We start from the raw sequence: 21,227 nt of genomic DNA, 5'->3' as shown, positions 1-21,227 counted from the left end.
CGTCAAGTCGGTGTTCCGTCCGCGCTATATCGTTCCGCGACATGGACCGGCGTTCGCGCTCCTCACTGCACCTGGAGATCCTCGGCCCCCTGCGGGTCTGGCGAGACGGTGTCGAGATCGACCCGGGACCGCCCCAGCAGGCCGGCCTGCTGGCCGCGCTGCTGGCCTCCGCGGACCAGCAGGTCACCACCAACGAGCTGATCGGCATGGTGTGGGAGGCCGACGTCCCGGCGACCGCGGTCAACATCGTCCACAAGTACGTCGGCGCGCTGCGCCGGCTGCTCGAACCCGCGCTGTCCACCCGCGAGAGCGGGTCCTACCTGCGGCGATCCGAGCGGGGCTACCTCTTCGACGCCGGCGCCGGCACGCTCGATGTGGTCGAGTTCCGGCGGCTGGTGGCCTCGGCGAAGCGGTCCACGGGGGAGAGCGCTCTGAACGCGTACCTCTCGGCTCTGCAACTGTGGCGTGGCCACGCGGGAGACGGCCTGGGGCATACCGGGACGATGAGGACGCTGTTCGCCGCCCTCGACAACGAGTTCTTCGACGCCTGTGTCGCGGCGACCCACCTCGCGGTCGCGTGCGGACGGGCCGACCGCCTGCTCACCCCTCTGCGACTTGCCGCCGCGATGGCGCCGTTCCACGAAACGCTGCACGGCTGTCTGATCGTCATGCTGGCTGCCGCGGGGCGGCAGGCCGAGGCGATGTCGACGTTCGCGACGTTCCGCGCCCGGCTTGCCGAGGACCTCGGCGCCGACCCGGGGCCGGCCGTGCTCGACGCCTACGACCAGGTGCTGGGGCCGGTCCGCCGGCCGCGCCGGAGCCACGACGCGGGCCGGGGACCGGTGGGCGAACCGCGCAGGGCCGGCCCGGCGTCGGCGACGCCGGGCAGCATGGTCGGCCGGGCCGGTGAGCTAGAGATCCTGCGGCAGGCCGTGACCGCCGCCAGATCCGGGGAGACCGGTCTGGTGCTGGTCGAGGGCGAACCGGGGATCGGCAAGACCCGTCTGCTCGAAGAGGCCGCCACGGACCTGTCCGATGTGCTGGTCGTGTGGGGGCGTTGCCTGGAGGGCGACGGGACACCCGCGATGTGGCCCTGGACGCAGATCGTCGGCAGGCTGCTCGAGAACGTGGCCGCCCCGGCTCGCCGGAAAAGCCTCGACGGCGAACTCGGCCGCCTCGTCCAGCCGCGCGGTGAGATGCCGGACAGCTCGGGGATGCCGGACAGCGGCGCCCCGTTCCGTCTGTTCGAGCAGATCACCGCCCTGATCGGGCAGGTCGCCGCGCGGCGGCCGGTGGTGCTGGTGGTGGACGACCTGCAGTGGGCCGACCCCTCGTCCCTGCAGGTGCTGGGCCATCTCACGGCCCGGCTCCCGCTGGGGACAGCGCTGATCGCGGCGCTGCGCAACCGGGTGCCGGTCCCCGGCTCACAGCTGACCCGGTTCCTCGCGACCGCCGGCCGGATCCCCGCCCACCGCAGGGTCCGCCTGGTGCCACTGGTGCCGGACGAGGTGGGCGAACTGGTCCGCGATCGGATCGGTCATGATCCGGGCGCCGGCGTGGCCCAGCGCATTCATGCCCGTACCGGCGGCAATCCGTTCTTCGTGCACCAGTTGTCGTGCCTGCTGGCCACGGACGCGGGAGTCATCACCGCGGCGGCGGTGGAACGGGCCGGGGTGCCGGCCACCGTCCGCGATGTGGTCCAGGAACGCGCCGGGCGGCTCGCCCCGGAGGCCCGCGCCGTGCTGCAGATCGCCGCCGTGATCGGCCGGGACGTGGAGGTCCGCGTGCTCGCTCATGCGGCCGGTCTGCAGATCCGGGCGTGTCTGCTGCTGCTGGACACCGTGGACGCTCTGGGTCTGCTCACGTTCTCCACCGGTGATCCGTTCTCGGTGCGTTTCCCGCACGACCTCATCCGCGAGTCCGTCGTCGCCGTGACCCTGCCCTCCGAGGTTCCCCGGCTGCACCTGCGCGTCGCCGACGCTCTGGAACAGCTGACCGTGGACACCGGATCCGTCGCCGAGCGCCTCGCCCATCACCTCTGGACCGCGGGACCGCTCGCTGATCCGGCGCGCACGACGACCGCGCTGGCCCGCGCGGGCGGCATCACGGCGGCGAAGTCGGCGTTCGACGTCGCGGAACGGCAGCTGCGTACCGCCGCGTCCGTCGCCCGGGCGGCCGGCCTGGCCGAGCACGAACTGTCCGCGCTCAAACAACTCGCGGCCGTGGTGGGGATGCGATCGTTGTACGGCGGTGCCGCGGCGCTCGACCTGCTGGAACGGGCCGAGGACCTCGCCCGCCGCCTCGGCCGGGACCGTGAGGCCGCCGACTTCCTGTTCTCCCGGTGGGCCGGCCACGCGCAGGCCATCGAGCTGGACCGGGCGGCACCACTGGCGCGCCGGCTGTTCGAGCAGGGGCGGGCCGCCGCCGATCCCACCATCCGCGCGTACGGCCTGAACGCCTGGGGCATTCACCAGTGGGACATCGGCAACGTCGGCGAGGGCGTCCGGCACCTGCGGCAAGCCGGTGAGGTCCTTCGTGGCCACGCCGCCCGCCGCGGTGACGACCCGTTGCGGCACGACCTGCAGATGCTGCCGGCTGCGATCTTCGCCGAGATGACGGCACAGCACGGTGACCTGAGCACCGCCAGGGCGCTGCTCGGCGCCCTGGAGGAACTGGCCGGCGACGACCCGTACATGATCACGGTCTGGGCGTCGATGGCCGCACGTACCGCTGCGAACGTCGGCGACGCCGCGGAGGCGCTGCGCGTGGCGCAACGGGGAATCGCCGTGGACCCCGGGTTCACCTTCGTCTTCCAGGGCTCCTATCTGCGGCTGGCCCGGCTGTGGGCGCTGGCGATGGCCGGCCGGGACCCGGCCGGGGCCGCGGACCGTGCGGAGCGGTTGATCCGGGCGAATCTGCTCGACACGCCGCGTTCGTGCGTGGCCACCTGGTTCGGGCTGCTCGGTGAGGCACGGCTGCGGGCCGGGCAACTGGAGCAGGCCGCCACGGCGCTCGACTGCGCGGATCGGGCGCTCGACACGTTCGGGCAACGCTATCCCGAAGGACTGATCCTGCTGATCCGCGCGAAGTTGGTGCAGGCGTCCGGAGCGCCCCTCGACGAGGTCCGGGCCGCTGCCGAGCGAGCCCACGCACTGTCCGTCGACCGCGAAGCACACCTCTACGCACACCGCGCTGCCCGGATGCTGCGGGAGCTCGCGGCCGGCCAACCGACTTGACGGCAACGGAACGCGCCGCCGAAGCGCCGTCCAGTCGCCGTCAAGTAGGCCGGCATAGCTTTCCGTCACCACGGCAGAAGAGGTGACGCATGGACCCCGAGAAACCCACCATCGTGCTGGTGCACGGTGCTTTCGCCGACAGCAGCGGTTTCGCCGCGATCATCAGACGGCTCGTCTCCGACGGGCATCCCGTGGTGGCCGCACCGAATCCGCTGCGCGGGCTCGCCTCCGACGCGGCACAGGTGCGGGCCCTGCTGCAGGATGTCAGCGGGCCGATCGTGCTTGTCGGACACTCGTACGGCGGCGCGGTGATCTCCGCCGCCGCGGCCGGCAACCCGCACGTCCGCGCGCTGGTGTACCTGGCGGCGTTCGTGCCGGAAGAGGGCGAGAGCGCGCAGTCCCTGGTCGAGAAGTTCCCCGGGAGCACCATCGGCGAGTCGCTGAAGCCCGTCGCGCTGGCCGACGGGCAGGTCGACCTCTACGTGGATCCCCGCGTCTTCCATCCCCATTTCGCCGGCGACGTTCCCGCCGCCGATGCCCAGGTGTACGCGATTACCCAGCGGCCCGCCACCGGGGCCGCCCTCGGGGAGCCGGCGACCGGTGTCCCGGCCTGGCACAGCATCCCCTGCTATCACCTGATCAGTGGGGCGGACCTGATCATCCCGCCGATGGCCCAGGAGTTCATGGCCCGGCGCACCGGTGGCGAGATCCAGGTGGTGGAGGGGGCGTCACACATGATCTTCGTGTCCCGGCCGGGCGCGACCGTCGCCCTGATCGAGAAGGCGGCACAGCAGTGACGTCGCACGTGCTACGACCGTCACGGCCCGTCGGGGCGCGTTCCCGGCGGGTCTGAGCGGAGCATCTGCTCGGCGCGGCGCGCAAACAGGTGTGCGCCGCGATCCTCCGACAGCACCCGGGCTCGTTCGAGGGCTGCCCGGACCACGGCGGGCGGCAGGCCGCGGGCTCGCATCAGCATCGCCCGCAGCACCAGCAGGAAACCCTCGGCGTAGCGCTGCCCGTGGACGGAGACGAACCGGTCGGCGCGGTCGAGAGCCTCGGCGGCGTCGTTCAGGCGGCCGGCTCGCAGCCACATCTCCCCGAGCAGTCCGTACCAGGTGGCCAGCCCCGAGCGTGGCGGGTCGAGCAGGGCGGCGGCGATGAGCCGTTCGGCGGCCGCGGCGGCGTCCAGGTCACCGCCGGGTTCGGACATGGCCCGTGCCCAGTGGAGCGCGAGACGCTGGTAGCTGCCGAGGAAGACGAACGAGAACTCCGGGTCCTGGGCGATGCCACGCTGCGCGGCGCGGCGAGCCCAGACCGGATCACCGGCCAGCGCGGCGACGGTGACCGAGAAGGCGGACCACACCGTGATCGCGTACGGGTCGTCACCGGCGGCGTCCTCGACGGCGTCGAGTTGCTCCCGGGCGCCGTCGACATCGCCGTGCAACGCCGTCATCAGGCCGAGCATCACCGGTGAGAGCAGTTGCAGATCGTGGCGCAGCGGCGCCTGCTCGCGCCGGATCGTGCCGGTGCGCATCGGGGGGACGGACAGGCTGAGATATCGGTACGACTCGGCGATGTTCCCGATGTCCCAGTTGTGGATGCCCCACGCGTGCCGCCCGTAGGCACGGACCGTCGGATCGGCCGAGTTCTCGCCCTGATCGAGCAGGCGCCGGGCCAGCCGGCCGGCCCGTTCCAGTTGGATGCCCTGGGAGAACGCCGCCCAGCGGGAGAACAGGAAGTCCGCCGCGTCCCGCTCCCGGCCGAGTTCGCGGGCCAGTTCCTCGGCACGCTCCAGCAGGTCCAGCGCCGAGCCGACGTACCCGGCCCGCATGCCGTCCACCGCGATGAACAGCGACAGGGCGGACAGCTCCAGATCGGCCAGACCGGCGTCGCGGGCCACCTGTGCCGCCAGCCGCAGATGGCCGGTGGCCGCCTCCAGCGCCGACTTGCTCGCCGCGCAGCGGCCCGCCTCCAGCAGCGCTCGCCCGGTGTGGGCCGGTTCGGCGAGCGGTCCCGCGGCCCACCGGTGGTGCGCCAGGCGTTCCACCATCGCGCTGTCGTCGGAGGTCGTCGCCTCGATCGCCTCCGCGATGCGCAGGTGCAGCCCCGGGGTCTGCGCCGGCGGTGTCGTGGCGGTGACCGACTCGCGAAGCAGGTCGTGGGTGAAGCGGAACGAGTAGGGATCGCCGGCCACCGGCTCGACCAGGCCGAGCGCATGCAGGCGTCCCAGACGGTCGAGGCAGGCCTGCACGTCGACGCCGGCGGCGGAGGCCAGAAGGGCGAGGTCGATGTCCTGGCCGATCAGCGCGGCGGTCCTGAGCAGGTCGATCGCCACGTCACCGAGGTCGGTCACGCGGTCGCGGACGACGTCCAGCACGGTTTCGGGCACGCCGGCGTCGAGGGCCGCGCCGGCGGGCCGGCCGCCGGCGCGCAGATGGCGGGCCAGTTCGCGGACGAAGAACGCGTTGCCGCCGGTCCGGGCGTGGATGCGGTGCGCGGCCATGGCATCGGGCTGTTGCCCGGTCTCGTGCCGGATCAGTTCGGCGACCTCTGCCTGACTGAACCCGCTGAGGTGGATGCGGCGCATCCCGGGCCGCCGGCTCAGTGCGGCGAGGGTACGCGCGACAGCCGGGCCGGCCAGTGGAGCGCGATCGCGGAGGGTGCCGATGACGGCTGCGCCCCTCGGCAGCCTGGCCGCGAGGTGGCCGAGCAGGTCCAGCGATGCGATGTCGGCCCACTGGAGGTCGTCGACGAGCAGCAGCGCCGGCTGCCGCGCCGAGACTTCCGCGATCAGCGCGACGGCCTGTTCGAAGAGGCGGAAACGGGCACCGCTGTCCGGCAGCACCGGCGTCTCGGTCACCTCGGCCGGTGACCCCACCAGCCGGCCGAGCTCGCCGGTGTGCCATGGACGGCGCGAACCGGCGGGCAGACGCCGCAGAAGCGTGGTGATCACCTGGATCCACGGCCACATCGACGGCGCCCCGGCACTCTCCGCGCACCTGCCCCAGGCGACGAGGCCACCTCTGGCCGCCATCTCGGCGTCCGCCTGCAGGAGCAACCGCGTCTTGCCGACGCCGGGCTCACCCTCGACGATCACCAGGCCCGACCCGCCGGCGAACGTCGTGTCCATGATCTGCCGCAGATCGGCCAGTTCCCGCGTTCGCCCGACCAGTCTGTCGACCGGCGGTTCCGGCGTCGACCCGCCGGTGTCGGCGACGGAGGGCCGGCCCAGCAGACGCTCATGGGCCGACCGCAGCGCCGGCCCGGGCTCGATGCCGAGCTCCTCCGCCAGGCGGGATCGTGCCCGCTGGAACACCGTCAGCGCAGCCGCCGGCCGGCCGGCGGTGTGCAGGTTGACGACCAGCGCGGCCTGGACCAGCTCGTCCAGCGGCGCCATCTCCGCGGCCCGCATCAGCGCGGGGAGGACCTGTTCGGCCCGGCCCTGCGTGACGGCGAGTTCGGCGGCGGCCACCGCGGCACCGAGATATTCCAGGTCCAGGGCCTCGAAGCCGGCATCCGGCCGGCGTCCGGCACCGTCACCGGAGGGTCCGTGCCAGAGTCTCAAGGCCTGTACGTACTGATCGAGCGCCACATCGGGCCGGTCGTCGGTCCGGGCCGCCTCGGCCAGCTGACGGAACCGGACCACGTCGAGCACGTGCGGCCCCGCGGTGAAGAGATAGAAGGCGCCACGGCGTTGCAGGTAGGAACCGGTCTCGCGGGGTTCGAGCCACGGTTCCAGCAGCCGCCGCAGCGACCCGACGTACTTCTGCAGGATGTTGAGCGCCGACGGGGGGACGTCGTCGGCCCAGATGAGGTCGATCAACTCGGTCGCGCTGACCGGTCGCCCGGCCCGGACGAGCAGCAGGGCCAGCAGGTAGGCCTGTTGTGGAGGCCCGGGATCCAGTTCGGCGCCGTCGCGCCAGATCCGTAACGGGCCGAGGATCTGCAAACGAAGACCGTCGTGCCGGGCCGGCGATGACGCGTCCACCGTTGCGCTCCCACCTCGTACCGCTCCTGCCCTCGACCGTCCGTCCCCGGACCGCCCGGTTAGCACTGTAGGGCAGCGGCTCGCCGGTGGGGGAGACCGTCGTGGGTGGACGCGGTGTCGCACTTGACGTGGACGGAACAGTTCCGGAACGCCGTCCCGCTGCCACGCTGGACGCCTTCCGTCGGCGTCAAGAGCGGATTCCTAATCTGGGCCGGACTCCGGAAGGGCCGTGACCGTGAACTCTGGTGGTACCGCCATGAAGAAGCTCGGACATCTTCTTACGCTGTTGCTCCTCGCCGTCCTCGGCCTCGCCGCCTGCGACGCGAATGCCGGGGGAGCCGACCGCGACGGCTCGCCCGCTGCCGGTGGCACGTTACGCGTCGCCTTCTGGGACGATGCGCAACGCTGCGCCGACCCCAATCAGGTCTACTGGATCGAGACCCGGTCGGTGAACCGGCAGGTCGCCGACTCCCTCACCGACCAGGACCCGGCGACCGGTGCCATCGTGCCGTGGCTGGCCACCGACTGGACGGTCTCCGGCGACGCGCGCGAGTACACCTTCAACCTCCGAGGCGGCGTGACGTTCAGCGATGGCGCCCCGCTGGACGCCGCGGCCGTCAAGACCGCGCTCGACGCCACCGTCGCCCTGGGTGCGAAGTCGGTGCTGGGCCTGACCTACCTCGCCGGGTACGCCTCGGCGACGGTGGTCGACCCGGACACCGTGACCGTGCGTTTCAACCAGCCCAACGCGGCATTCCTGCAGGCCACTTCGACGACGACGCTGGCAATCCTGTCGCCCGCCACCTATCGGGAGACGCCCGAGCGCCGCTGTGCCGGCCGGATCGCCGGGTCCGGCCCGTTCGTCATGGACGAGTTCACCGCCGGCACGAGGGTGCACCTGACCCGGCGCAAGGACTACGCCTGGCCGTCGTCGCTGGTCCGCAACCGTGGCGCCGCCCACCTCGACGCCATCACGTTCAGCTACATCAAGGAGGACAGCGTCCGGGTGGGCAGCCTGACCAGCGGGGCCATCGACGTCGCCTGGCCCCGTGAGCCGATCTCCGAACCGGATCAGAAGCTCATCCGTGCCACCGGTGGACGCGTCGAGTCACGGCCGTTGCCAGGGGTCAGTTACCAGCTGGTGCCGAACGTCACCGACGGGCGGCCGCTGGCCGATCGGCGGGTGCGCCAGGCGTTGCAGAAACTCATCGATCGCCGGACCTACGCCGACACAATCTACTGGCCCGGCTATCCGGTCGTGGCGGGTGTGTTCGACTCGACCACACCGTACTTCGCCCCGCAGGCCCCGGCCCTGGCACACGATCCGGACGGCGCCGGCCGGCTGCTCGACGAGGCCGGCTGGCGGCGTGAGCCGGACGGATACCGCTACCGGGACGGCCGGCGGTTGAGCCTTGTCGATCCGGTCACGGCGGCACTGCCCGGCGACCAGCTGCTGCAGGACCAGTTGCGCCAGGCCGGTATCGACCTGCAGCTCAGGGTGGTCACCGCCGCGCAGCGGGTCGACATGTTCGCCGCCGGTGACTTCGACCTGGCGCTCGCCTTCCTGACCCGGGCGGACCCCAGCGTGCTCGGTTCCGCCCTCGATCAGGCCGTCAGCCGACAGGGCACCGCCCGGTACAGCCAGGATGCCGGCACCGGTGAACGGATCAGCGCGCTGTTCGCGCAGGGCCTGCGGGCCATCGATCCGGCTCAGCGTGGCCGGGCGTACGCCGATTTGCAGCGCTACGTCGTCGAGCAGGCCGTCTCGTTCCCGATCTGTGAGCGGGTCCAGGCCGTCGGTCTGTCCCGCCGGGTTCAGGGTTTCGCCTTCACCAGCGAGTCCTTCCTCCGGGCGAACGACGTGTGGCTGTCCGGAGCGGACGGCTGAGGTGACGCGCTACGTTCTCGGCCGGATCGCGACCGCGCTCGGCACGCTGTGGGCCGTCTACACCGTCACGTTCGTGGTGTTGTACCTGTTGCCCGGTGATCCGGTCACACAGTTGCTGGCGGCCGGCGACGTCGCGGCCGAGAGCCTCAGCGCCGGGCAACTGGCGGACCTTCAGGCGAGGTACGGCCTGGACCGACCGATCCACGACCAGTACGCCCATCACCTGTGGCGGCTGGCCCATCTGGATCTCGGCGAGTCCTTCACCCGTAACGTGCCGGTGTCCGGGCTGCTGGCGGACCGTCTCGGCCCGACCCTCGCCCTCGGCGCGCTGGCGGTCCTGCTGGCGGTGGCGGGCGGCGGCGCCATCGCGGTCATGGCGGTGTCGGCGCGGTCCGGCGTGGCCCGGTTCCTGCTGCGGCGGCTGCCCGCGGCGGGCGTGTCGTTCCCGCCGTTCTTCGTCGGCCTGCTGCTGATCCAGATCTTCGCGTTCCGGCTCGGCTGGTTCCCGGCGGTCGGCTCGGACGGCTGGCGCACCCTCGTCCTGCCCGCGGTGACGATGGCGGCGCCGGCGGCGGCCATGCTAGCTCAGGTGCTGACCCGCAGTCTGGACAGGACATTGGCCGAGCCCTGGGTGGTCACCGTGCGCGCCACCGGGCTGTCCCGGTTCGCCGTGGTGACCCGGCACGGACTGCGCAACGCCGCGCCGGCGGCGGTGAATGTGCTCGGCCTCCTGCTCGGCGCGACAGTCGCGGAGGCGGTCGTCGCGGAGACCCTGTTCAGCCGGGACGGGCTCGGCCGGCTGGTCCAGGAGGCCGTGCTCGACCAGGACGTCCCGGTCGTCCAGGCGGTCGTGCTGGTGGCCGGTGCGGCGGTCGTGGCGATCAACCTGGTCGTGGACCTGATCCATCCGATGCTGGATCCGCGCGTCACCGCGATGCGCCGGGCCGGGTGACCGCCGCCGTGGCGGTACGGCGCCGGGCCGGCACGCTGCCGGCCGGCTTCTTCCTGCTGCTGGTCGCGATCTCGGCTGTCACACCGGATCTGTTCACCCCGTACGACCCGTACGCCACCGTGCCGGCGGAGAAGCTTCTCGCGCCCAGTGCCGCACACGTGTTCGGCACCGACGAGCTCGGACGCGATCAGTTCACCCGGGTCCTGTACGGAGCGACACACACCATCGGGATCACCGCCGCGGCGGTCGGCCTGGCCCTCATCGCCGGTCTCGTCGTCGGGGTGCTGTCGGGCCTGACCGGCGGATGGCCCGACATCGTCGTGATGCGCGCGGTCGACGTCCTGGTCAGTCTGCCCCGCCTGCTGCTCGCGCTGCTGATCGTGACGGCGTTCGGGTTCGGCGCGGTGCCCACCACCGTGGCCGTGGCGGCCGGCATCTTCCCCGGGCTGGCCAGGGTGGCCCGCGCCGAAACCCTCAAGATCAGGACTTTGCCGTACGTCGAGGCGGCGCGAGCCGGTGGCGCGTCGTGGCTGCGATCGGCGGTGCGCCACGTTCTGCCCCACTCGTGGGCGCCGGTGCTGGCGCTGGCCCTCCTCGACGCAGGCACCGCCATACTGGTGATCTCCACCATGAGTTTCCTGGGCCTGGGCCCGCCGCCGCCGGCCGCCGAGTGGGGCGGCCTGATCGCGCAGGGCCGCGACCATCTCGTCGCCGCGCCCTGGCTGACCCTGCTGCCCGGTGTCTTCGTCGGGCTGGTCCTGCTCAGTCTCGACCACCTCGTCCGGTCCCTGGGACGAGACGTGCCGTGACCGCGCTCGTCCGGGTACGCCGGCTGTCGGTCGCCTACACCGTCGGGCGCCGGCGCCGCGACGTGCTGACCGACTGCGATCTGACCGTCCGGCAGGGGGAGACGGTCGCTCTGGTGGGCGCGTCGGGTTGCGGCAAGTCCACCCTGGCCCGCGCCCTCCTCGGTCTGCTGCCCGGCTCGGCGGTCGTGGCCGCCGACACGATCGAGGTGGCCGGGCACGACCTGACGAACGCCGGCGACCGGGCGTTTCAGGCGATCCGCGGGACTGTCGCCGGTTTCGTCGCGCAGGACCCGGCCACCGGCCTGGACCCCACCATGCGCATCGGCGCGCAGGTCGCCGAGGCGGTCCGCCGCCGGCCGGGCGTCGCCGGGCGATCAGTGCGCGCCGAGGTCCTCGCCCTGCTGGAGGCCGCCGGCCTGGACGACAGCGCACGGCGGGCACGGCAGTATCCGCACGAACTGTCGGGCGGCATGCGCCAGCGCGTGCTCATCGCCGTCGCGCTGGCCGGTGGTCCACGGCTGCTCATCGCCGACGAGCCCACCAGCGCTCTGGACGCCGGAAGCCGCCGGCGCATCCTCGATCATCTCCGCCGGCTGACGGCGCGGCGCGAACTGTCGCTGCTGCTGATCACGCACGACCCGGCGGTGGCGGCCGAGTACGCCCAGCGGACCGCGACGATCCACGCGGGCCGGGTCATCGAGCAGGACGTCGCGCCGGGAGTCACGCCCGGCCCGGGCCGGGACCGCTCTCGCCGGCTGCTGATCGCGCCGCCCACCGGTCCGCGCAGCGCCGGGCCCGCGGTGGCGCCGCCGATCCTGCGGCTGGAGGACGTGAGCAAGACCTTCCGCGGGCCCGGCGGCGGCCGGTCGGTGCGGGCCGTGCAGCGGCTGACGCTGTCGGTGGAGCGTGGGCAGACGCTCGGCCTGGTCGGCCCGTCGGGCTCCGGCAAGACGACCACTCTGCGGATCTGCTGCGGGCTCGAACGCCCGGACACCGGCCGGGTGATCGTCGGCGGCGCCGACATCACCGGGTGGAGTCAGCGCCGCCTGCGGCCGTTGCGGCGAGGATTCCAGCTCGTGCACCAGAACCCGCAGGCGTCACTCGACCCCTCGTTCACCGTCGCGCAGACGATCACCGAGCCGCTCCTGAGTTTCCGGATCGGCGACCGGGTGACCCGCCGGGCCGCCGCCCGCGAACTGCTGGACCGCGTGGGTCTGCCGCGGTCGTACCTGGATCGCCGGCCGGGCGAGCTGTCCGGCGGGCAGATCCAGCGGGTGGCGATCGCGCGGGCGCTGGCCCTGCAGCCTGCTCTGCTGCTGCTCGACGAGCCGGTCTCCGCCCTCGACGTGGCCGTGCAGGACCAGATCCTGGCGCTGCTGGCGGGTCTGCAACGCGAGCGGGGACTCAGCTACCTGTTGATCTCGCACGATCTCGCCGTCGTCGCCCGGTTGGCCCACCGGGTCGCGGTCCTGGACCACGGCCGCCTGGTGCGGCACGGCCCGGCGGACCAGGTCTTCACCGCGCTCTCCGGCGAGACGCCCCGGCGGTCCCCGGCCGCGACGTGAGGTGGCCCTACCGCCCGTGATCGGGGCCGAGTCCGTCGAGCAGGCGCTCGGCGCGGCGGGCGAACAGGTGCGCCCCGCGTGCCGCCGATCGGTCACGTGCCCGCTGTGCCGCGGCACGGACGGCGGTGCCGGGCTCGCCACTGGCCAGGAGCAGCCGTGCCCGCATGAGCAGGACGTGTCCTTCGGCATAGCGTTGCCCGTGCTCGTCCAGGGCGGCGGTGGCCCTCCCGAGCGCCGCCGCGGCCTCGTGCGGTCGCTGCGCCGTCAGCCACATCTCCGCGATCAGACTCTGGTGATAGGCGATGCCCCACCGCGGCGGGTCTAGCAGCGTCGCCGCCAGGTGCCGCTCCGCGTCGGCCGCAGCCGATGCGGGGTCACCGTGGGCGTGTGCTCGCACCCAGTGCCAGTACTGCCGGACGTAGTGGGAGCGTTCGGCGTTGACCTCCGCCAGGTTCTCCCCGGTCCACCGTTCGACGGCGCGCCGTGCCGCGGGAAGATCACCGGCCATCGTGGCGATCATCGCGGTGTAGTAGACCCAGATCGACGCCACCACCTCGTTGCCCGGCTCGTCCCAGGCGTCGAGGAAGGAGAAGGCCGTGCCGGGATCGCCGTGCAGCGCCGTCACCACCGCATGCCATCCGGGGCCGCCGCCGGGCGGGATGTCGCGGCGCAACGCCAGCTCCGAGCGCCGGGAGACCACGCCGTCGGCGATCGTGTAGTAGTCGTTGCCACTGAACGACAGGTAGGCCTGCCCGATGGCGCCCTGATCCCAGTGGTGCAACCCCATCGCCTGGCGGGCCGTCACCTGCACGACCGGGTCGTCGGACGACCGGCCCAGATCGGCCAGCTGATGCGCCCACCGGCTGCGGTCGCGTTCGCCGGAGAAGTACGCGGCGTTGAGCCGGACGTACATGTGGTCGGCGGCCTCGGCGTACCGGCCGAGCCGGGTGGCCAGATGCGCGGCCCGCTCCACCAGATCGACAGTGGGGCCGACGTACGACGCCTGCCGGCGGGCCACCACCGTGAACGTCGACAGAGCGGACAGCTCCAGCTCCGGCAGACCGGCCGCGCGCGCGATCCGCGCCGCCGACCGCAGATGCCCGGCCGCTGCCTCGAACGCGAACTTGACCGCCGCGCGGTGACCGGCCCGGATCAGGGCCGTGGCGGCGCGGCCCGGATCGACCAGCGGCCCCGCCGCCCACAGGTGATAGGCGAGCGGCTCGACGGCGGACTCGTCGTCGGCGTGGGTCAGCTCCCACGCGTCAGCGACCGCCAGGTGCAGCCGGGGCACCCGCTCGGCCGGAGTCGTCTCCAGGACGGACTCACGGACCAGGTCGTGGGCGAACCGGACGGCAGCCGGATCGTCGCGCCGGGACTCGATCAGGCCCAGCGCCAACGACGGCTGCAGCCGCCGCAGGCAGTCCGGCATCTCCACCGCGGCCGCCCGGGCGAGCAGGCCGAGATCGATGTCACGACCCACGACCGCCCCGAGATACAGCAGGTCACGTGCGGAATCGTCGAGGCTCTCCACCCGGTCGCGCACCACGTCGCGGACGGTGGACGGCACTCCGGCCGCGACCGAGGCGGCATCATCGACGAACATCCGGGCCAGTTCCCGGGCGAAGAAGGGATTGCCGGCGGTACGGGCGTGGATGGTGCGCGCCACCTCGGCGTCGGCGTCGCGGCCGGTCTCACGCCGTACGAGCTCGGCCACGTCGGCCGCCGGCAGCGGTCCCAGACGGATCCTCCGATGGCCGGGCACCCGCCCCGCCACGGCGAGCACGCCGGCCAGATCCGAGCCGGGCAGCGGCGCACGGTCACGCAGGATCCCGATGACGGCGCAGCCGCCGGGCAGCCGGCCGGCCAGATGCCCGAAAAGGCGGAGGGACGCGGTGTCGGCCCACTGGAGGTCGTCGAGCACCAGCAGCATCGGGCGTTGAGCCGCTGCCTGGGCGACGACGGCCACGACGAGTTCGAACAACCGGAACTGGCTGCTCCCACCCGGGCCGGCCGGGGCGTCGTCGTCGCGCGGCTCCAGCAGACGGCCGAGGTCGCTGGCCCGCCACTTCTCCTGCGACGACGGGGGCAGGCTGTCGACGACCGTACCGAGGGCCTGCTCCCAGGGCCACAGCGCCGGTGTCCCGTCGCCCGGCAGGCAGGCGCCCCAGACGGTCAGGGCGCCGTGCCCGGCGGCTTCGGCCGCGGCCTCCTCGACCAGCATGGTCTTGCCCACGCCGGGTTCGCCCTCGACGACGCCCACCGCCGTCCGTCCCCCTCGCGCCTCACCGACGACGCCGCGCAGTACGGCCAGCTCTCTCGCCCGCCCCACCAGGGCGGACGCGGCTGTCACCGGTGGTTCGGCCGGCGCTGCGGTCGGCCGCCCCAGCACGGAACGGTGTGCCTCCTCCAGCGGCCGGCCCGGGTCGATGCCCAGCTCCTCGGCGAGGCGGTCACGGACCGTGCGGTACACCGACAGCGCGTCGGCCTGACGGCCGGCGGCGCCGAGCACGCGGATGAGAGCGGCCTGCACCGGCTCGTGGAACGGCGCTGCCGACGCGGCCGTCTGGAGTGCCCGCAGCACCGGTTCGGGCCGCCGCAGCGACACCGCGAGGTCGGCCGCCGCGACACAGGCGTCGTAGTAATCGTCGTCGATGGCTGCGAAGATCGGCGTCGCGCCGGTGCCGTACACGACGCCGTCACCTGCCGGGCCGTGCCACAGTGCAAGGGCTTCGACGTAGCTGTCGAGCGCCGCCTTCGGCCGATGCCCGGCCGTCTCGGCTCTCGCTGTCGCGACGAGCTGCCGGAACAGCACGAGATCGAGGATGTCGGGAGCACCGGTGAACGAGTAGGAGTCGCCGTGCCGGCGCAGGAACGAACCGTGATCGCGAAACGGCAGCCCGGGCTCGATCAGACGCCGAAGCGCCCCGATGTACTTCTGGATGATGTTGCGTGCGCTGCTGGGGATGTCGTCGCCCCAGATCACCGAGATCAGCTCGTGCACCCCGACCGGGTGGCCGCAGCGGGCCAGAAGGACGGCGAGAAGCAGCGCCTGTTGCGGAGGACCCGGGTCCAACTCGACACCGTCACGCCGTACCCGCAAGGGACCGAGGATCTGAATCTTGAGGCCATCACCGTCGGCCGGTGGAGGGGAGGGTGCAGGAGAAGCCAAACTCGACCCCGAATCGACCGGAACACTCTGCCGTGGAACCCGTCACCGCTTGCTGGTGACAAAAGACGATAGCGTGCCCGGCCGCCATCGGCGATGGCCTATTCGCTGACACGCTCCGCGCTTCGCGGCACCGTGACCGGGGATCAAGAGGTCGGTACGGTCCTTGGCGCCGGTGACGGTGAGGACGTTGTCCACAGCGGCGCTTCGGCGGCCCCGCCTCGTCAGGCCGCCGACCGGTCCAACCACTTCCTGACATTCGGTTCCTAGCGTTCGTGCCATGATTGCGAAGCCATTGGCGATCGGCGTCGCCGGAGTTGTTGCCGCCCTCGCGACGATCGGCGTGCAGCAGCCGGCGGACGCGGGCCCACGTCCCGTGGACACCCATGCCGCAGCCATCACCCCGGCGGCCCGCCAAGCCGTTCTCGACTACTGGACCCCGGACCGGATCTCGGCCCTGACCAGCCCGTCCGCCGACGTGCCGGCCGTGAGCGAACCGGACGGCGCTCCCTGGACCCGGGCCAACGCCCTCCCGCGTACCGTCGGCCGGCTGTTCTTCACCGATCACGGCGAGGACTCCAGCTGCACCGCCACGGTTCTCGACAGCGCCAACCGCAGCACCGTGGTCACCGCCGCCCACTGCGTGAACAACACCGACCTCCTCGGTGAGGACAACCAGTGGTCGGCCAACGTGCTGTTCATCCCCGGCTATCGCGACGGTCGGGCGCCGTACGGCAGGTTCGTCGGCCGGATCTCCGTGGCCTCCGCCACGTGGCTGCGCAACGATCAGATCGACCCCGGCTACTCCGCCTACGACCAGGCGTTCGTGGTGCTCAACCCGAACGCTGCCGGCCGGCGCGTGCAGGACGCGGTCGGCGCGGCCCAGCGGATCGGCTACGACGTGCCCGGCGGACGCACCGTCCATCAGTTCGGATATCCGCGGGCCAGCGCCGATCCGGCGCGTGAGGGGCTGCCCGAGTACACCGGGCAGCGTCTCGCGTACTGCACGGGCACCGCCGTCGAGGTCCAGGAGGCCGGGGAGCCGCGCGGCCAGTGGGGCGCCGCCTGCGTGATGGGCGGAGGCTCCAGCGGAGGACCGAGAATGACCGATTTCGAGGTACGGACGGGGCTCGGCACCGTGGTCGGCGACAACTCGTGGGGCTACACCCCCGGTAGGCGTCACCTGGTGGGCCCGCAGTTCACCACCGCGATCACCCGCCCGCTGTTCGAGACCGCCCAGCACAGTCCCGTCTGAGCCGGCACATCCACCCGGCGGATCGTGGTCGCCGAGCTGGACCATGATCCGTCAGGTGGGTTCGAGCCGGCCGTCCTCCGCCGCGGGCAGGCGGATGGTGAAGGCCGCCCCTTCTCCCGGGCGTCCCGCCGCCTCGATGGTGCCGCCGTGTCCGGTGATCACCTCGCGGGCCAGCGCGAGCCCGAGACCGAATCGGCGCTGATCGTCGTGGCCGCCGCGGGCGAAGCGGGCGAACAGCCGCTCGGCGTCGGCCTCGTCGAACCCGGTGCCGTCGTCACGGACGACGACAGTGACCGTGGCGCCGGCGGCGCCGAGTTCGACGTGGACGTGCCCACCCGCCGGGGTGTGGCTCAGCGCGTTGTCGACCAGCGCGGTGAGCACCCGCTGCAGCGCCGCGCGGTGACCGAGCACGACGAAGGTTCCGGCCGAGTCGGCGTGCCGGGCGAGTTCCACCCCCTGTGCTCCGGCGCGGCCGGTCTGGCTCGCCAGGACGTCGTCGGCGACGGCCCGGATGTCGACGGGCACGCGGATGTCGTCGCGGCGGCCGAGCTGGCTGGAGAGCAACAGATCGTCGACGACCTCACCGAGGTGGCGGGTTCCGGCGACGAGATGGTCGACGTCGGTGACGACGCTCGCGGGGTCCGCGCCGCCCCGCAGGTCCATCTGCAGCAGCTGGGCGCGGGTGTGCAGCTGGGTCAGGGGAGTGCGCAGCTCATGACTGGCGTCGGCGACGAAATGCCGCTGGCGGGCCAGCGCGTCGGCCAGCGGGGCCGTCGCACGACGTGCGAGCAACGCCGCCGACAGCAGCGCGACGAGCAGTCCCACCAGTTCACCGACGGCGAGGGCACCGAGCAGGCGTTCCCGTTCGTCGTGCTGTTCGTGCCGGCTCATCACGACCTGCACCACCCGGCCGTCACGCCGTGTGGTCACGGCGAGGTGGCCGCCTTCGCGGCCGTCGATCACCGTCGTCCGGCTGGCCCCGTCGGCGCGTACCCGGTCCACCACGCTGCGGTCCGGTAATCCGGCGGGGGCGTTCTCGGTCGCGTCCCAGCCGCCGTCAGCCGCCTGTATGAAGATCCACACGTCAGGGGGCGGATCGATCACGTCGTCGGCGTTCGCCGCGGTCTGCTGCAACAGTTTGGTGGCCGCGGTGTTCTGGCTGTGGATCACCACGACGAACACCAGCACGCCGAGCACCAGCAGGCTCACGGTGATCGCGGCGGCGGTCTGCAGGGCGATGACCCGCCGTGCCCGCGTCACCAGCACCTCATCGGGATCAGGTCTCATCAGGGCGTACCCCGTCCGAGCCGGTAGCCCACACCTCGCACGGTGGCGATCACCCCGGGGCCGAGTTTGCGTCGCAGGTAGTGCACGTAGGTGTCGGCCAGTGTGACGCCGCCGGCGTCGGGGAAGACCTCGGCGACGATCTGCTCACGGGTGAACACCCGGGACGGATGCTGCGCCAGCAGCCGTAACAGGTCGCTCTCGCGGCCGGACAGCGCCACCGTCGAACCGTCCGGGCCGGTGACCGTCCGGGAGACGAGGTCGAATCGCGCCTGCCCGACGGCCAGTTGCCGTGCCGTCGCGGGCCGAGGGCGCAGCAGGACTCGTACGCGGGCCAGAAGTTCGTCGACCTCGAATGGTTTGACCAGGTAGTCCTCGGCGCCGCCGTCGAGGCCGGCGACCCGGTCGGCCACGGTGCCCAGGGCGGTCAGCACGAGCACCGGCGCCGTGATCCCGGAGCGCCGTAGCCTGGCGAGCAGGTCCAGGCCCTCGATGGCGGGCAGACCCCGGTCGAGAATGAGCGCGTCGTAGGGCCGGGTCATGGCATGATGCAGCCCGGCCTGGCCGTCGGCGGCCAGATCGGTCTCGTAGCCGGCGCCGCGGAACAACCGCACCAGCAGGGGACCCACCTCACGGTCGTCCTCGACCACCAGCAGTCGTGCCGCCGGCCGGGCGGCGTCGGTCATGGCGTCACTCTGGATTCACTCCTGCTTCCCGTTCGGTCACCAGGCAAGCGTCCTCGTCAAAAATGGGAGAACGTGAAGATTCGGTGCCTAGCGTTACGGCATGCCGTGGCCGACCCGGGCCGTACCGGGACCACGTCGCCTCTCCCTGCCGTTCGGAAGGAATCCTATGGGCACCATCAACGGCCTGCCGGCCCACATCCTGCTCGTGCACGCCGTCGTGGTGCTGCTGCCGCTCGCCGCGCTGCTGCTGGTGCTGACCGCCGTCTCGCCGTCGATCCGCCGCCGCCTGGCCGGCCCGAACGCCCTTCTGTCGCTGCTCGTCGTCGCTCTCGTGCCCGTCACGACCAGCGCCGGCGAGTGGCTCGAGCACCGCGTCACCGGGTCCGCTCTGCTGCACGAGCACACCGAACTGGGTGACACCGCCATCGTCGCGGCGCTGCCGGTCGCGCTGCTGGCCGTGGCGATCTGGTGGCGCGGGCGCGAGGCGGACGGCACTGCCCGCCGGCGCACCTACCTGGCGGCCGGGTCCGCGGCGATCACCAGGGCCGTCATGGCGCTCGCCGTTGTCATCGCGGGCTTCGCCGTCTACGACATCTACCGGATCGGTGATTCCGGCGCCAAGGCCTCGTGGAGCGGCACCGTCAGCTCGGCGCCCGCTCAGAACGGCCCCGGAGGATCCGACGGCGACTGAGAGCCGCCGGCTCGCGTCGCCCGCACCGCCGAACACTCAGTTCCCCGCCTTCGTGGTCGACTGGTAGGGGCAAGTGACGGGTCGGCGTTTGTTGGTGAGGCCAGGTGACGAACGACGATCGGCCGGACACGGGCCACGAGGCGTCCGTCGAAGAGGCGTACCTGCTGATCGAACGCGCCCAGGTGCAGCACGATCCGGCCGCTGTGGAACGCCTGTCGCGTGCCGCCGTGGCCCGGGGCTGGGCCGACGTCGTCGTCCTCCTGCACTTCGCCCGCTCGCTGGCCGGCCGCGCGGCCCGGGTCGACGACTCCGCGCATCTGGACGCGATGCTCGAAACTGCCGGATCGATCGGGAATCAGGTCCTGATGGCTCTGGCCATCGCGGCCAAGGCGTCGCGGGCCGCGGACCGCCGGCGTGACGCCGCCTGCACCCCTTCGGCGGCCAGCCTGCTGGTGCGGGCGGTGGTGCTGCTCGACGACGAGGACTCGTCAGCGCCGGTGGTGCATCGCGCGGCGGCCCTGATCGAGGTCGGCTGCGTCGCGCACGAACTCGGGCTCTGGGAACTCGCGATGGAGAACTACACCCTCACCGAGACGGTGCTGGCGCGGTGCACGGACGACCGCTGGTCGGCGACGAGGCGACGACAGCGGTTGGTCGTCGCGCTCAACACCACCGAGCTGGCGCTGGACTGGGCGTGTGCCCTGGCCGCTGTCGGCGACTGGGAGGGCGCCGCCGGCCGGGCGGCGCAGGCTCTCGCCGAGGTTCCCGTTCCGGTCGGGCCGGAGTGGCCGCCGCCATGGGTCGAGCAGTACCGCGGCCACCGTGGTCTGCTCGCGGCGTTCACCGCGGGGACCGTGGAGCCACCGGTCGACGGATCCGCGGGCGAGGCGATCGGCGCGGCGCGTGCCGGTGACGCCGAACGTGCCGCTCTGCTGGCCGATGAGGCCACCCAGGGTGTGGGATTCTTCCTGCCGTCGAGCACTCGTCTGTTGATGCTCAGCCTCGCGGCTCAACGTCCAGGGACGAACCCCGCTGCGCTGCGGTACGGCGCCGAGCTGGCGTTGCTGCGGTGGAACGACCGGCTGGACCGGATGGCCGGCATGCAGGAGGCCGTCGCCGTGGAGCGTCGCCGCCGCGACCACGAGAGGCTGGCACGCGACATCGTCGTGGACGAGCTCACCGGACTGTCCAACCGGCGCGGCCTGAACGCGTTCTGCTCCTCGCTCGGTGACGCGCGGTCCGAGGAGTCGGCGTGCGCGGTGTTCATGATCGATGTCGACCACTTCAAGGCGGTCAACGACGGCTTCGGGCACGAGGTCGGCGACCTGGTGCTCACGCGTCTGGGCGCGATCCTGTCCGATCAGATCCGCCCGGTCGATCTGGCGGCTCGGCTCGGCGGTGACGAGTTCATCATGATCCTCTGCGAGGTTCAGCGTCCGGTGGCCTACGCGAGAGCACAGCAGGTGCTCGACGCGATCCTCACGCATCCGTGGGAGACCATCGCCCCCGGTCTGACGGTGTCGGTCAGCATCGGCGTCGAGTACGGCGGCACCCGGGAGCTCTCGGCCATGTTGTCCGAGGCGGACCGCGGCCTCTACGACGCCAAGCGCCAGGGCCGCGGCCGGGTCGCCGGAGCGGTCTCGCAGGCCACCCCGGCGTAGCGGCGGCCACGTCCCCGGGCCGGCCGGCTGATCCCGGCCGGCCCGG

13 protein-coding genes are annotated in these 21,227 nt (G+C 72.5%); 9 read left to right on the top strand and 4 right to left on the bottom strand.

All coding sequences use genetic code 11. From position 1 onward, the window contains the following. Positions 1-41: 41 nt before the first annotated feature. Together BM290_RS25700 and BM290_RS25695 are read left to right on the top strand one after the other, a co-directional pair. A complete protein-coding gene (locus BM290_RS25700) occupies positions 42-3,236 on the top strand; it encodes an ATP-binding protein (RefSeq protein WP_093618338.1) in 3,195 nt (1,064 codons plus the stop codon). An 89-nt stretch (positions 3,237-3,325) separates the two neighbouring features. Further along, positions 3,326-4,033 carry an alpha/beta fold hydrolase gene (locus BM290_RS25695; RefSeq protein ID WP_177319899.1) on the top strand — a complete coding sequence of 236 codons (708 nt, stop codon included), beginning with the start codon at positions 3,326-3,328 and terminating at the stop codon, positions 4,031-4,033. Positions 4,034-4,053: 20 nt separating this feature from the next. On the opposite strand, the gene BM290_RS25690 is transcribed toward BM290_RS25695, so the two are convergent. Beyond that, the gene (locus BM290_RS25690; RefSeq protein WP_093618336.1) at positions 4,054-7,224 is read right to left on the bottom strand and encodes an ATP-binding protein; all 3,171 of its coding nucleotides are present in this window, start codon (positions 7,222-7,224) and stop codon (positions 4,054-4,056) included. Between the two features lie 256 nt (positions 7,225-7,480). On the opposite strand from BM290_RS25690, the gene BM290_RS25685 reads away from it, so the two are divergent. The 4 genes from BM290_RS25685 to BM290_RS25670 are packed head-to-tail and all read left to right on the top strand — an operon-like array spanning position 7,481 to position 12,438. Then, complete coding sequence (locus BM290_RS25685; RefSeq protein WP_093618334.1) at positions 7,481-9,112, top strand: ABC transporter substrate-binding protein; 1,632 nt, start codon at positions 7,481-7,483, stop codon at positions 9,110-9,112. A gap of 1 nt (position 9,113) precedes the next feature. Then, on the top strand, positions 9,114-10,064 hold the full coding sequence (locus BM290_RS25680) for an ABC transporter permease (protein ID WP_093618332.1): 951 nt from the start codon (positions 9,114-9,116) through the stop codon (positions 10,062-10,064). Next, positions 10,061-10,873, top strand: coding sequence for an ABC transporter permease (locus BM290_RS25675; protein ID WP_093618330.1), 813 nt, complete (start codon positions 10,061-10,063; stop codon positions 10,871-10,873). Before BM290_RS25680 ends, BM290_RS25675 begins: the two co-directional genes overlap by 4 nt. Then, on the top strand, positions 10,870-12,438 hold the full coding sequence (locus BM290_RS25670) for an ATP-binding cassette domain-containing protein (protein ID WP_093618328.1): 1,569 nt from the start codon (positions 10,870-10,872) through the stop codon (positions 12,436-12,438). The genes BM290_RS25675 and BM290_RS25670 overlap by 4 nt, the downstream gene beginning before the upstream one ends. A gap of 7 nt (positions 12,439-12,445) precedes the next feature. Here BM290_RS25670 and BM290_RS25665 read toward each other — a convergent pair whose 3' ends face one another. Then, positions 12,446-15,538, bottom strand: a complete 3,093-nt coding sequence (locus tag BM290_RS25665) for an ATP-binding protein (RefSeq protein WP_093618326.1) — start codon at positions 15,536-15,538, stop codon at positions 12,446-12,448. Positions 15,539-15,884: 346 nt separating this feature from the next. On the opposite strand from BM290_RS25665, the gene BM290_RS25660 reads away from it, so the two are divergent. Further along, a complete protein-coding gene (locus BM290_RS25660; RefSeq protein WP_093618324.1) occupies positions 15,885-16,859 on the top strand; it encodes a trypsin-like serine peptidase in 975 nt (324 codons plus the stop codon). 51 nt (positions 16,860-16,910) lie between these two features. On the opposite strand, the gene BM290_RS25655 is transcribed toward BM290_RS25660, so the two are convergent. Together BM290_RS25655 and BM290_RS25650 are read right to left on the bottom strand one after the other, a co-directional pair. Then, positions 16,911-18,146, bottom strand: coding sequence for a sensor histidine kinase (locus BM290_RS25655; RefSeq protein ID WP_093618322.1), 1,236 nt, complete (start codon positions 18,144-18,146; stop codon positions 16,911-16,913). Next, positions 18,146-18,829 (bottom strand): response regulator transcription factor, encoded by a 684-nt coding sequence (locus BM290_RS25650; protein WP_093618320.1) that lies wholly within the window; start codon positions 18,827-18,829, stop codon positions 18,146-18,148. Before BM290_RS25650 ends, BM290_RS25655 begins: the two co-directional genes overlap by 1 nt. 166 nt (positions 18,830-18,995) lie before the next feature. Here BM290_RS25650 and BM290_RS25645 point away from each other — a divergent pair, with 166 nt between their 5' ends. Beyond that, the gene (locus BM290_RS25645) at positions 18,996-19,520 is read left to right on the top strand and encodes a DUF2231 domain-containing protein (RefSeq protein ID WP_093618318.1); all 525 of its coding nucleotides are present in this window, start codon (positions 18,996-18,998) and stop codon (positions 19,518-19,520) included. 104 nt (positions 19,521-19,624) lie between these two features. After that, positions 19,625-21,181: a GGDEF domain-containing protein gene (locus BM290_RS25640; protein ID WP_093618316.1), complete on the top strand. Its 1,557-nt coding sequence runs from the start codon at positions 19,625-19,627 to the stop codon at positions 21,179-21,181. Positions 21,182-21,227: the final 46 nt, after the last annotated feature.

Source organism: Actinoplanes philippinensis (assembly GCF_900113015.1).
GTDB classification, from domain to species: Bacteria; Actinomycetota; Actinomycetes; order Mycobacteriales; family Micromonosporaceae; genus Actinoplanes; species Actinoplanes philippinensis.
The sequence above is the reverse complement of the archived record's forward strand: the minus strand, read 5'-3'. Positions and strand labels throughout refer to the sequence as shown.

Bases quoted from the DNA above. Each gene is read 5' to 3' on its own strand.
- BM290_RS25700 (WP_093618338.1), top strand. From the start codon at position 42: ATGGACCGGCGTTCGCGCTCCTCACTGCACCTGGAGATCCTCGGCCCC.
- BM290_RS25695 (WP_177319899.1), top strand. From the start codon at position 3,326: ATGGACCCCGAGAAACCCACCATCGTGCTGGTGCACGGTGCTTTCGCC.
- BM290_RS25685 (WP_093618334.1), top strand. From the start codon at position 7,481: ATGAAGAAGCTCGGACATCTTCTTACGCTGTTGCTCCTCGCCGTCCTC.
- BM290_RS25660 (WP_093618324.1), top strand. From the start codon at position 15,885: ATGATTGCGAAGCCATTGGCGATCGGCGTCGCCGGAGTTGTTGCCGCC.
- BM290_RS25655 (WP_093618322.1), bottom strand. From the start codon at position 18,146: ATGAGACCTGATCCCGATGAGGTGCTGGTGACGCGGGCACGGCGGGTC.
- BM290_RS25650 (WP_093618320.1), bottom strand. From the start codon at position 18,829: ATGACCGACGCCGCCCGGCCGGCGGCACGACTGCTGGTGGTCGAGGAC.
- BM290_RS25645 (WP_093618318.1), top strand. From the start codon at position 18,996: ATGGGCACCATCAACGGCCTGCCGGCCCACATCCTGCTCGTGCACGCC.